This window comes from Colwellia aquaemaris, assembly GCF_057548755.1.
In genome coordinates this window covers 87359-99503 of record NZ_BAAJLV010000004.1, presented here as the reverse complement: position 1 = coordinate 99503, position 12145 = coordinate 87359, and the positions used below count along the sequence as shown (strand labels likewise).

Here is a 12145-nt window from a genome sequence, read left to right as displayed (position 1 = left end):
TAGGTATCGTGAGTATAAATAAAAATATACTAATTATAAAAACACATTGGAGTAGTAATGGTTAATTACGATGATAAGCGCAACTTTTATCGAATGATGTTAAACAGTGAAGTAACGGTGACCATTATTGATGACGAAGCTAATAGTAAAATATCTGCTACTTGTCGTGATTTAAGTGCAACGGGGATTGCCATTGAAATGCCACACCCGCTTGAGGTTAATACCGCGGTTCGTATAAGTGTTGAATCAGCCAACAGCGCAGTTCAACCGCTAGATGCTAAAGGTAAAGTGGTTAGAGTGAAGGAAGAAGGAACCGACTGCTATCTAATTGGTGTAAATATTACGGAAATTGACTAATTTTAAAATTAATTTTGTTTTAAATGCCCCTGAAACTACCTGATTCAGGGGCAAGTTATTCTTAACCTAAAGCCCAATTCGCGGCAAAATATACACCTACATAGCCAACAGTATAAGCTATTGCTAAATAACCTATATTACGAAAATAACTAATAAAGCTTAGCTCTTTAAGCTTACTCATTGCAATAATACCTGCAGCTGAGCCAATCACTAAAATCGAGCCACCAACGCCGGTTGCGTAGGTTAACAGTAGCCATTCCGTCACTTCCATCTCTACATCGGCTTTTAACAATGCGGCAGTTAATGGCACGTTGTCGATAACCGATGACATAAAGCCGATAATGTAATTGACTTGCAATGGCGGCAAAATTTGATAGAGCTGGGTAAAGCCATTAAGTACGCCAGTTTCTTTTAAAATACCCACTAACAGCAATACACCTAAAAAGAATAACAAGGCGTCGAATTCAACTTCGCGAATGTAGTGCAAAACGTCTTGGTTGTTTTTATTGGCTAGCTTGTTGGCAACTAAGAACATAACAGATAAACCAAACAAGAAACTTAATACCGGCGGAATGTGATAAAAAACGTTAAGCAGTAAAGTTGCTGAAATAGTTAATAAGAAAATGCTGGCAATTATAATATCGCCTTTTTCAATTTTTAATCGTGTTTGTGGTAAGTAAACAGTGCCGGAAAGCTTTAGTGATAATAGGCCGGCTAAAGTTAATACACCGATAAATGATGGAATAATAAGTATTAATAAGTTGGTAATGGTGACTTTATTTTCAAGGAAAATCATCAACGTAGTTACATCACCGGTAATTAAAGAAACGCCACCACTGTTAACAGAGAAAATTATTAAGGTTGCATACTTTAAGCGTTTTTTAATTTCAAATTGCAAATTCATAATCACGGTAATTGCCACTAAAGTGGCTGTGACATTATCGGCAAAAGAGGAAAATACAAAGGCAAATATGGCGATGACAAACATTAACCCTCGCTCTGAAATACTTTTTGGTAGTAACCTTTGCACAAGTGCAGAAATAAACCCTTTACTATTTAAATATGCTACAAAAGTCATCGCTGACATAAGAAATAGCCATAATGTTGCTATTTCTAATAGATTTTCATTGAGTTGATGATTGGTATGTACGCTATTACTGTCATTTATGGGGAATATAAAGGCTAATATCCAGCATAAGGTGCCGAAAAATAACGTAGATTTTGCTTTATTTATGTGAATTAAATCTTCGGTAATGATCATTATGAAACTGATAATTACCAAGATGAGAATAATCGTAGTGATCATGACTTTCCTGAACCTGTTAATAGTTTTTTGATATAACAAAACTATCGTTGCACGAACGATAGAAAATTGTCTGATGTAATTGAAGCTAAGAGATTAACGGCATGTGACAGGAGGGTCGCGATTACTTAAAAGTCTAGGAGTAATAAAAGCCGTGGTGACTTTATTTGTAGTAAAAATAAATGTTAACGGTTCAACATTAAACAAAGCTGTGTGATGGCTAGCCGCTTCTGAAGAAGAGTTTTCAGCAATAACACAAAGCTGGCAATGATGCTCTTCAATGAACGTATGGTCGTGAGCATGGGTAATCGATCCCCCAGAACTTAATAGCCATAACATTAAACCAAAAATAACTATCAAATATTGCCGTATTTGCTTTGACGTTTGTGTTAGGCGTTGTGGGCTCATAATTGCTGCATATTTCTGTGATGGGGCATTATAATAGAAACTACGCCAATCGTCAGTGGTTATTTATTAGCCGTTGCATGAACTGGATCAAAGTAGGCGAAGTTTGTAATTGCTCGTTGCTGGCTGTAGCAAATATCGTGAGTAATCTGCTACAGCTTATGATATTACTCTACTTGGCAAACCAAACCTTTCAGGTAGTAACCTTCGGGATAGTTTGATGATACCGGATGATCTGCTGCTTGATGTAATCGGTCAACAAAGTAAACATTTCTGTTAGCGTCTAAAGCCGCATCAGCCACAACTTTTTGGAATAAACTCGCTTCCATTAAGCCTGAACACGAAAAAGTTAACAGCGTACCGTTAGGCTTAAGTAATTGCATCGCTAACATATTGATGTCTTTATAACCACGACAGGCACCAGTTAATTGCGCTTTTGACTCAACAAATTTAGGCGGGTCGAGAATGATCATATCAAAAGTACGTTTTTCATCACGATATTGGCGCAGTAGTTTAAAAACATCGGCTTTAATAAAAGAAATGTTCTTGTTGCTTAAACCATTTAATTCAACATTCTGTTTAGCAAGTGCTATTGCCGTATCTGAAACATCGACATTAATTACTTCTTTGGCACCATTAGCTGCACAGTGCAGTGAAAAAGTACCCGTATATGCAAAGCAATTTAATACGCTTTTATTTTCAGCATATTTACCAGCAGCCACACGAGAGTCTCGTTGATCTAAATAAAAACCGGTTTTATGGCCTTGCGCGACGTCAACATGAATTTTAATACCGTGCTCTTCAATCACACATGCTGTTGATTCTTGTGGTTCTGTTAACCAACCCGTAACGGGCTCTAAGCCTTCTTTTTTACGAACGTCAACATCAGAGCGTTCATAAATATGACAGCCTGGATACAGCTCTTTTAAGCATTCAACTAGCGTATACCGGTGAAAGTCAGCGCCGGCACTCAATAATTGGCAAACAATAAAATTGTCGTATTTATCTATAGTGATACCAGGCAAGCCGTCAGATTCGCCGGCAATTAATCGGTAGCCGGTTAACCCGCCCTTTTCGATAAACCAATCTCGACGAACTTGTGCTTTTAACAATTTATTACGAAAAAAATTAGCGTCAATTTCTTCATCAATATCAAAACTCCAAACGCGAATTCTAATTTGAGACTCTGGTGAATAAGCACCTTTAGCTAGCCAGTTGCCCTTATTATCAAAGACATCAACGGTATCGCCTAACAAAGGGTTACCTTTAACTTTGTTGATGGCTTGTGAAAAAATCCATGGATGCTTGCGACGCAATGACTTTTCACGAGCAACTTTTAAATAAATTCTTGCTGACATATGCCTATACTTATAAATAACAATAATAATTGCGCGAGTGTAGTCAATGCATGGTGCTGGCGCAATGTTCAATTTAACTATTTTTTCATTCGGTAAGAGGTCGAGAATGAAAATCAGTATTAGCTAGATGCTAAGTGTAAGGTGAATGATGATGAATGTGAGTTATTTGGCGCATGTCAGTGGTAAAGTGCAAGGGGTGTATTTTCGAGCTTCAAGTCAACAAGTTGCTATTGATCATGGATTAAGCGGTTATGCTCGTAATTTAACTGATGGTGATGTTGAAGTGTTAATGTGTGGTGAAGAGCAAGAAGTTGATAAAATGTTGGAATGGTTAGCCCATGGGCCGCCTCAAGCTGAGGTTGCGAGTATTGAGTCTAAGCAAGTCCCTTGGCAAGAGCACCATTTTTTTGCTATTAGCTAGCGGCTGTTGGTATTGATAGTTAATTAGGGCACAATGTTGGCTAATTAAAAGTAGATATAAACGAGTAGTAAATTGAAGTATTTGGCCGTTGATGAAAAGCAAAAATTGTTTTTTTCTGAAATTGAAATGCCTGAGGTTGCTGACGATGAATGTTTGATTAAAGTTCAAGCCATTGGCGTTAATCGAGCTGACATTTTACAAAAGCAAGGCAAATATCCTGCGCCAAATGGGGAGTCTAAAATACTTGGCATTGAAGCTTGTGGAGATATTGTTGCGATTGGTGATTCATCAGCACAAGTTAATGATAATGGCTTTGAAGTTGGTGATAAAGTTTTTGCAATTGCCCCTGGTGGCGCTTATGCGGAGTATGTAAAAGTTAAAACAGCTCATCTTATTAAATTACCTGCTCACTATTCCTATGCGCAAGGGGCTGCTATTGCAGAAGCCTACTTAACCGCTTATCAATGTTTATTTTTCATCGCTGACTTGAAAGAAAGCTCCAGAGTGCTTATTCATGCTGGTGCAAGTGGTGTTGGCAGTGCTGCCATTCAATTAGCAAAAAGCCTTCATTGCTATATTACCGTAACTGTAGGTAGCGATGAAAAAGTTAAGGCATGTAAGGCACTAGGTGCAGACGAAGCGTTAAATTATCATAATACTGATTTTGTCACTTGGTCGAAACAGAAAAAGCAAAGTTACGACACCATTATCGATGTTGTTGCAGGTGATTATGTAAATCGAAATATTAACGTTTGTGCGTTAGATGGGCATATCGTGATGTTATCTATGCTTGGTGGACGCTATGCTGAAAATATCGATGTCGCAAAAATGTTGTTAAAGCGCGTTAATATTAGCGCCACCACTTTACGAAATCGTGATGATGCTTACAAATCAAAATTAATTAATGCTTTTAAAGCTAACTTTTATCATTTGCTAGAAAGTGGTGTTTTGCAGCCGGTTATTTATCAACAACTACCATGGAAAAATGTTGAGCAAGCTCATCAAATAATGATGAGCAACAGCAATATAGGTAAAATTATTTTGACACTTGCCAAGTAAATAAGTGTTATTTAATGCGGCTGATATTAGTATCTAAATGTCGAACTTTAACATCGACACCTGAAGCTATTAAATTTTCAAAGAAGTCGTAAATTTGGCACGAAGAGACTTGTTTACAAATAATATCGTATTTTAAGATAGCCTTTTTGTTACTTTGTAATGAAGCTAGGTTTAGCCAATACAGAGCTTGAACAAGGTCTTTTTCAACATATTGCCCATTGATATACATTTCGGCAAGGTTTACTTGTCCCTGAGCGTAACCATAATTTGCAGACTTAGAAAATTGTTCGAATGCTTGTTGTAAATTTGTTTCACTATGAAGTTCATTTAAAAATGCTTCACCTTTTAAGCTTTCTTTTCGCCCTTGGATAAAAATACTAGAACGATAATGTACGGGCTCAGGTCCGACTCTTTGTCCTAGTAACTTCTCGTGAACAGGGCGCATTGCTAGATAAATAGCGCCAGACATTAGTTTGTCTTGAATTTCACTGTATTTATAATCAAAGCGTTTGGTTTCAAAGTAATCTTTATAACTTAACTGGCCATAATAAATACTGTTTATAGCGGCGTGTTGGCGTTGATAATAAAAACTTCCATAAACTAATGTGACAATATCTCCTGTGATATCAACAACTTTAGCTAAGCGATACTTTTCTGTTGGCCTTAGGTTATCCTTGAAAACACGAAAATCAAAAAAATAGATATCGTTAACTTTTGGTGCAGATACAATTTTCTGTGTTTGTTGCTGCTTTAAATGATTTTGATAAAGAACATAATAGCCGTAGTAGATTGCAACGCATAATAGTGGCAGCAAAATTAACGTTTTTGAAAAAAACATGTGTTGTGAAAAAAATCGTAAAGAAGGTAATTTGAGTTGCTTTACATTTATTGCGAAATCTTGCTTGTGCATACTTATTCCTTTAAGACGTGTTGGCTAGGTGAGTTTAACAGTTAGATGCTGCAGCACCTGTTACCGCAACGCTGCTGGTTGCTGCTCCCGTTTGTTGTGTTGCTATTTGGGTAGCGATAACGGTGGAGTTTTGATGTTCACTAGCAATAATACATGTACCGTAGCCTAACCCTTTAAGTTGGTTTTCCCAAATTATAGTGCCGGTTAGCGCTTCTAAGCAAAATAAATGGCCACCAGAATAGGCAAATACACAATCATTTTCGAAATAAACATTGGTGATGGTAGAGCTGCGTAGCTTTGTTTTCCATAGCTCTGTGCCATCTTTTTTGTTTAAGCAAACTACGTGATTACTAATACCTAAAAATAGTTTAGTCATGTTATATACCTTAAATTATAAATTTATATTCTCTTGATTTTTCAACCATTGTTGAGACATTAATCCATAATCATATTGATCTGTCCATTCATCACCAATGCGGAAATGTTCTTTAAAAAATGCTTCTCGATTAAAGCCAAGCTTTTCCATGACCCGATACGAAGCGATATTTCTTGGATCACACTTTGCAACTAATTTATAAAAGCCCAACTCTTTCACGATATAATTAATTAGCAGGGTGGCAGCCTGAGTACAAATACCTTTACCAGCAGCTGCTTCACTGAGCCGGTAACCAATTTCGGCGCGTGAATTTTCCCAATCTTCTACCCGAAACACAATTTCACCGACTAGAGAATGGTCTGCTTGCAGACAAATAACAAGTCCGTTCCAGTGGCCCGTTTTTATTTCCCATGGCTTAGACAATTGTTCGACAATACTCATTGTCTCTTCGTCAGTCTCAGCTGGACGAATATAGCGACAGTTTTCGGGATCTTGACGATATGCCTTGATGATAGGGTAATCGGATAACTTTGCTGGCCTGAGGTAAATCTTTTGAGAAGATAAAGTTGGTGCTGGATGTATGCTATCTAGCTCAATTTTCATGGTCATCGTATTTGCTTAGTTATTTTTTAACTTATTTTGTGCACGACATAGTTGAATTGTAAAGAATTTTATAAGTTATAGTGGTTTTGAATAATGCCGACAAAGTTTTTTGACGCAAGTTTAGTTAAATAGAATTACATCAGTACCTTTAGGCTAGTAATTGAGATGAGCTATATTTATAGGGGAGGGAGTGTACATACTCCCTTTTTTAATTTAATTTGCTTTGTAAAAAAACATTAAAGGCTATTACCAACATACTGAAAGCGTTTGGTAACTTTTCCATTTCGTTCTATGGTTTCATCAAACATCGCAAGTGGCCTTACCCAAATAGCTTTGTCACCATATTCTGGTTGATAAACCACCATAACTTCTTCGGTTTCACTATGAGTAGCTATGTGTAGTACTTGATAAAAGTTACCTTTAAAATGTTGATATCGTCCAGTTTTTAGCATAAATAATCTCGTTTATTGTTTGGGGACTACTTTAATTTTTCTTGCCATTGTTGAGATGCGTCGTCATCACTATTTTTGGCGTCGAGCCAAACACTACCGTCGCTGGTTAATTCTTTTTTCCAAAATGGTGCTTTTGTTTTCAAAAAATCAATAAGAAATTCACAGGCAGCAAAGGCCGCTTTACGATGTGGGCTTGTCACACCTATGAAAACAATTTGATCGCCTAAGTTTAAATCACCAAAACGATGGATTATGGTGACTTTATTTAATGGCCAATTGTTACGTGCGGTGGCTTCTATTTCGCTAAGTACTTTCTCTGTCATGCCAGGGTAATGCTCTAATGACAAACCTTGAACATTAAGCCCTTCGTTAAAATCTCTTACTTTACCAACGAAAGTAACTACTGCACCATCTTGGTTGTCGTTGGCTAATTCTTGATATTCTTCGGCAACATTAAAGTCGCTTCGCTGAACTTTTATCATATTAACCGCCGGTAACAGGAGGAAAAAAGGCAACCTCGTCGCCATTATTAACTTTATGTGACCAATCTGTGACTTCCTGGTTGACCGCAACCAGCAAACTTTCAGCGTTCATGGTTTTTGCCCACAATTCATTTTTGTTAGCCAATTGTTGACGAATAATATCTGTGGTTAAGCTCTCGCTTGCTTCTAGCTCTATGCTCTCTGTTGATAGTTGTTCGCGTAAACGTGCGAAAAATAATATTTTTATCATTGTCGTTCCTTGGTTAAACGGCCTTATTGTGAAAGTAGTTACCTGATTTTCCACCACGTTTTTCACACAAATGAATATTTGTGATCACCATATCTTTTTGCACAGCTTTACACATGTCATATATGGTTAATGCTGCAGTTGAGGCAGCGGTTAACGCTTCCATTTCAACACCAGTTTTTCCTGATAACTTGCAAAGCGCGGTAATTTCTACTCGGTTACTTTCAGGCTGGGCAACTATATCAACTTCTATTTTGGTTAGCATTAGAGGATGGCAAAGTGGAATTAACTCGCTGGTTTTTTTTGCCGCCATAATACCGGCAATTCTTGCGGTGGCGAATACATCGCCTTTATGATGTTTACCTTCAACGATCATGGCTAAAGTGTCCGCCGACATTTCAATGTAGGCTTGGGCGATAGCTGTACGTTCAGTGACGTTTTTTTCTGTTACGTCAACCATGTGGGCATTGCCTTCGGCATTTATATGAGTAAAGTCTTCGCTCATTAAGAATATTCTCTATATCGCTAGCTATTTAGCTGTATGTAAATTTTAAGTTTATATTACCTTATCTCAAACGGCATTTTGTGATTTATATTAAGAAATTTTGTTATTTACGTTGGATATTTTAATGTGAGAGATGCAATCAAAGGGAAGGGATGATAAGAATACTTGCATTGAAGTTTACCCTAAAGATTTTTATTGTGATTAGGGGAATTATAAGGAGCTAAACTTTTGAAGAGTTGGTTGCGGGAGCCCATATCTTATGAAAAGTGAACTGACGACCTACTTTCTATACTTAAGCGAAGTTGGTTGCTGGAGTCCTTATCTTATGAAAAGTGAACTGACGACCTACTTTTTATAATTAAGTGAAGTTGGTTGCTGGAGTCCTTATCTTATGAAAAGTGAACTGACGACCTACTTTTTATACTTAAGTGAAGTTGGTTGCGGGAGCCAGATTTGAACTGACGACCTTCGGGTTATGAGCCCGACGAGCTACCAGGCTGCTCCATCCCGCGTCCGAATGACCTACAGTGAAGTAGGAAAGCCAAGTTATTTTAATTCAAACTTAAGAATTGCTTTTTATACTTAAGCGAAGCTGGTTGCGCGAGCCCTTATCTTATGAAAAGGGAACTGACGACCTACTTTTTATACTTAAGTGAAGTTGGTTGCGGGAGCCAGATTTGAACTGACGACCTTCGGGTTATGAGCCCGACGAGCTACCAGGCTGCTCCATCCCGCGTCCGAATGACCTACAGTGAAGTAGGAAAGCCAAGTTATTTTAATTCAAACTTAAGAACTGCTTTTTATACTTAAGCGAAGTTGGTTGCTGGCGCCCTTATCTTATGAAAAGGAACTGACGACCTACTTTTTACACTTAAGTGAAGTTGGTTGCGGGAGCCAGATTTGAACTGACGACCTTCGGGTTATGAGCCCGACGAGCTACCAGGCTGCTCCATCCCGCGTCCGAATGACCTAAAAAAATAGGTAAGCCAGCTTGTTTTAATTCTAGCTTAAGAATACTTTAAAGGTGTAAAAACTTGCTCCCTGAAAGCGAGGCGTATAATAAGGATACATTTCGCAATTTGCAACCTGTTTTAAGTTTATTTTCTGCATTAATCGGATTTATTTTTTACTTGCTGCTTTTTTGTTCGTGAATGACTCGTATTTCAATCAATCAGGACGATTCTTAGAAACAGAGCAGATAAATTTTATCAGTTTAGGATTACTTTGCGCTAATTTGTAAAATGGCTATAAGTAATGTGCTGCTTTAGTTTATAATCGCGGCATAAATTAGATTGGAAACCTTTATGCAGCAATTTTTAGCATTAACCTCTCCCGGAATAGAAATATTACTGGCACAAGAACTTAAAGATTTAAAAGCCGAGCAAGTTGTTCAAAAGCCTGAAGGGGTTTATTTCAACACGACGATCGAGCAGGCTTATCATATTTGCCTTCGTTTACGCTTAGCGACTCGTGTGTTGCTAAAAATAGGTGAGGGTGCGGCAGAGAATAAAGATGAACTTTATGCTGCTGCAAAATCGGTAGCTTGGTCTGATGTTTTCTCGGTGGATACCACCTTTGCTATCGACTTTGTCGGGACTAGTGATGAAATTCGCAATACACAATTTGGTGCATTAACGGTAAAAGATGCCATTGTTGACCATTTTCGTGAGTTAAGTGAAGAACGTCCTTCGGTTGATAAATCAGCTCCTCAAATTAGTTTTCAAGCTCGACTGTTAAAGCAGAAAGTGGCTATTTATTTAGACTTTTCCGGCCGAAGTTTATTTAAAAGGGGTTATCGAGAAAATACCGGTGCCGCACCACTAAAAGAACATTTGGCCGCAGCTATTATTACTCGCTCGGGCTGGTTAGAAGATACGACTAAACCTTTAGTAGACCCGATGTGCGGTTCAGGTACGGTTGTTATTGAAGCTGTTTTAATGGCAGCAGGTTATGCACCAGGTATAGATAGAGCAAAATGGGGCTTTGATTTTTGGTTAGGACATGCGCATGATGCATGGAAAAAAGCGAAAGCAAGTGCGGTTGAACAGTCGCATATAGGTTTGACACAACTTAAAACAAAAGTGTTTGGTGTTGACCTTGATAGTCGCGTTCTTAAAACGGCACAGCAAAATGCTAGAAATGCAGGAATTCAACGCTTTATTGAATTTTCTTGTAAAAATGCTAACGACATTAAAAATGCCTTTGGTCCTACCGGAACAATATTATTTAACCCTCCATACGGCGAGCGTATTGGTGAGCTACCAGAGCTTGTTGAAACTTTTGCTTTATTGGGAAAAAAGTTTAAATCACACTTTGTTAACTGGCGCGTAGCGGTTTTAACTGCCAATGTTGAGCTTCTAGCTATGATGAAAATGGTCAGTTTTAAGCGTTACAAGTTTAAAAATGGCCCATTAGATTGTCAGTTTGCTCTATACAACCTAGATGAAAAACAAGTTGCTAGTAGTAATGTTAATGCGGAGTTTGAACAGAAAGATTCAGCTTTTGCTAACCGACTTTTGAAAAATAAGAAAACCCTTAAAGGCTGGTTGAAGCAAGGGAAAGTGGAGTGCTATCGCTTATACGACGCTGATATTCCGGAATATAACGTTGCCGTTGATGTTTATGGCGAACACTTGGTTATTCATGAGTATGCAGCACCTGCGAAAATTGATGCGGAAAAAGTAGCTAAACGACTACAAGAAGTGGTTTATTTTGCGCCTAAAGTACTTAACGTTGCAACAGATAAAGTAATTATTAAGACGCGTGCCAAACAAAAAGGTAAAGATCAATACCAACGTGTTGAGCAATCAAAAAAATCTATAATTGTTGATGAATATGGTGCCAAGCTAAAAGTTAACCTGTGGGATTATTTAGATACTGGTCTATTTTTAGACCACAGAAAAACTCGTCAAATTGTTGCGAAAAAATCTAAGAATAAATCACTGTTAAATTTATTTTCTTATACAGGCTCGGTATCAGTGCAAGCAGCATTACACGGTGCAAGTTCAGTAACTACCGTAGATATGTCAAATACTTACTTGAGCTGGGCGCAAGATAACTTTGTTTTAAATAATTTATCAGGCCACAAGTATCAGTTTATTCAGGCTGACTGTTTACAGTGGTTGAAAAATAATGAACAAAAGTTTGATGTAGTATTTATCGACCCACCAACTTTTTCAAACTCAAAACGAATGGGTGAAAGTTTCGATGTTCAACGTGACCACGTAAGCTTGATTACTGACGGTTTAAAATCATTGGCTGAAGATGGAGAGTTAATATTTACCAATAATAAGCGCAATTTTAAAATGGATTTTGATGCTATGGCTAATTTGGGAGTTAACGTACAAGAAATGAGTGATATAACAAGAGACAAAGACTTTCAACGCAACAAGCATATCCACAATAGTTGGTTACTTACCCGTAAGGTAAATTAATATGTCGAGCAAATTTAACTTGTATGGCACCGAAGGGTGTCATTTATGTGAAGAGGCGTTGGCATTGTGTTTACTTGAAATGCCAGCATCAGAAATTAACGTTGTAGATATCATTGATGATGAAAAGCTAGTGGAATTGTATCGTATTAGCATTCCTGTGTTAGAGCGTCTATCAGATCATAAAAAGCTTTTTTGGCCGTTCGAGCAAAAGCAAATTTTGGAGTTGTTGTAAT

General features: G+C 37.7%; 15 protein-coding genes and 3 tRNA genes. 5 read left to right on the top strand and 13 right to left on the bottom strand.

The window, feature by feature from the left end; genetic code table 11:
• Window positions 1-57 precede the first annotated feature (57 nt).
• Window positions 58-357 (top strand): PilZ domain-containing protein, encoded by a 300-nt coding sequence (locus AC27HL_RS12355; RefSeq protein WP_487081308.1) that lies wholly within the window; start codon window positions 58-60, stop codon window positions 355-357.
• 61 nt (window positions 358-418) lie between these two features.
• On the opposite strand, the gene nhaD is transcribed toward AC27HL_RS12355, so the two are convergent.
• The 3 genes from nhaD to AC27HL_RS12340 form a co-directional block, all read right to left on the bottom strand.
• Window positions 419-1663: a sodium:proton antiporter NhaD gene (nhaD, locus tag AC27HL_RS12350; protein ID WP_487081307.1), complete on the bottom strand. Its 1245-nt coding sequence runs from the start codon at window positions 1661-1663 to the stop codon at window positions 419-421.
• 93 nt (window positions 1664-1756) lie between these two features.
• Window positions 1757-2068, bottom strand: a complete 312-nt coding sequence (locus AC27HL_RS12345) for a hypothetical protein (RefSeq protein WP_487081306.1) — start codon at window positions 2066-2068, stop codon at window positions 1757-1759.
• Window positions 2069-2232: 164 nt separating this feature from the next.
• Window positions 2233-3423: a class I SAM-dependent methyltransferase gene (locus AC27HL_RS12340; protein WP_487081305.1), complete on the bottom strand. Its 1191-nt coding sequence runs from the start codon at window positions 3421-3423 to the stop codon at window positions 2233-2235.
• A gap of 145 nt (window positions 3424-3568) precedes the next feature.
• Between AC27HL_RS12340 and AC27HL_RS12335 the strand changes: the two genes are divergently transcribed.
• The gene (locus tag AC27HL_RS12335; protein ID WP_487081304.1) at window positions 3569-3844 is read left to right on the top strand and encodes an acylphosphatase; all 276 of its coding nucleotides are present in this window, start codon (window positions 3569-3571) and stop codon (window positions 3842-3844) included.
• Between the two features lie 72 nt (window positions 3845-3916).
• Window positions 3917-4903 (top strand): NAD(P)H-quinone oxidoreductase, encoded by a 987-nt coding sequence (locus AC27HL_RS12330; protein WP_487081303.1) that lies wholly within the window; start codon window positions 3917-3919, stop codon window positions 4901-4903.
• A 7-nt stretch (window positions 4904-4910) separates the two neighbouring features.
• On the opposite strand, the gene AC27HL_RS12325 is transcribed toward AC27HL_RS12330, so the two are convergent.
• The 10 genes from AC27HL_RS12325 to AC27HL_RS12280 all read right to left on the bottom strand — a co-directional run bounded on the left by AC27HL_RS12325 (window position 4911) and on the right by AC27HL_RS12280 (window position 9437).
• Window positions 4911-5813, bottom strand: coding sequence for a tetratricopeptide repeat protein (locus AC27HL_RS12325; RefSeq protein WP_487081302.1), 903 nt, complete (start codon window positions 5811-5813; stop codon window positions 4911-4913).
• Between the two features lie 34 nt (window positions 5814-5847).
• On the bottom strand, window positions 5848-6189 hold the full coding sequence (locus AC27HL_RS12320; protein ID WP_487081301.1) for an outer membrane protein assembly factor BamB family protein: 342 nt from the start codon (window positions 6187-6189) through the stop codon (window positions 5848-5850).
• Window positions 6190-6204: 15 nt separating this feature from the next.
• Window positions 6205-6798 carry a GNAT family N-acetyltransferase gene (locus tag AC27HL_RS12315; RefSeq protein ID WP_487081300.1) on the bottom strand — a complete coding sequence of 198 codons (594 nt, stop codon included), beginning with the start codon at window positions 6796-6798 and terminating at the stop codon, window positions 6205-6207.
• A 230-nt stretch (window positions 6799-7028) separates the two neighbouring features.
• Complete coding sequence (locus AC27HL_RS12310; protein WP_487081299.1) at window positions 7029-7244, bottom strand: DUF1653 domain-containing protein; 216 nt, start codon at window positions 7242-7244, stop codon at window positions 7029-7031.
• A 26-nt stretch (window positions 7245-7270) separates the two neighbouring features.
• Window positions 7271-7726 (bottom strand): molybdopterin synthase catalytic subunit MoaE, encoded by a 456-nt coding sequence (moaE, locus tag AC27HL_RS12305; RefSeq protein WP_487081298.1) that lies wholly within the window; start codon window positions 7724-7726, stop codon window positions 7271-7273.
• Window position 7727: 1 nt separating this feature from the next.
• Window positions 7728-7976 (bottom strand): molybdopterin converting factor subunit 1, encoded by a 249-nt coding sequence (gene moaD, locus AC27HL_RS12300; protein ID WP_487081297.1) that lies wholly within the window; start codon window positions 7974-7976, stop codon window positions 7728-7730.
• Between the two features lie 13 nt (window positions 7977-7989).
• Window positions 7990-8478 carry a cyclic pyranopterin monophosphate synthase MoaC gene (gene moaC / locus AC27HL_RS12295; protein ID WP_487081296.1) on the bottom strand — a complete coding sequence of 163 codons (489 nt, stop codon included), beginning with the start codon at window positions 8476-8478 and terminating at the stop codon, window positions 7990-7992.
• 435 nt (window positions 8479-8913) lie between these two features.
• Window positions 8914-8990 (bottom strand) — tRNA-Met (locus AC27HL_RS12290).
• A 147-nt stretch (window positions 8991-9137) separates the two neighbouring features.
• Window positions 9138-9214: transfer RNA gene (locus AC27HL_RS12285), tRNA-Met, on the bottom strand.
• 146 nt (window positions 9215-9360) lie between these two features.
• A tRNA-Met gene (locus AC27HL_RS12280) sits at window positions 9361-9437 on the bottom strand.
• Window positions 9438-9782: 345 nt separating this feature from the next.
• Here AC27HL_RS12280 and rlmKL point away from each other — a divergent pair.
• Both rlmKL and AC27HL_RS12270 read left to right on the top strand, forming a co-directional pair.
• On the top strand, window positions 9783-11912 hold the full coding sequence (rlmKL, locus tag AC27HL_RS12275) for a bifunctional 23S rRNA (guanine(2069)-N(7))-methyltransferase RlmK/23S rRNA (guanine(2445)-N(2))-methyltransferase RlmL (protein ID WP_487081295.1): 2130 nt from the start codon (window positions 9783-9785) through the stop codon (window positions 11910-11912).
• Between the two features lies 1 nt (window position 11913).
• The gene (locus AC27HL_RS12270) at window positions 11914-12144 is read left to right on the top strand and encodes a glutaredoxin family protein (protein WP_487081294.1); all 231 of its coding nucleotides are present in this window, start codon (window positions 11914-11916) and stop codon (window positions 12142-12144) included.
• The last annotated feature ends 1 nt before the right edge of the window (window position 12145 follow it).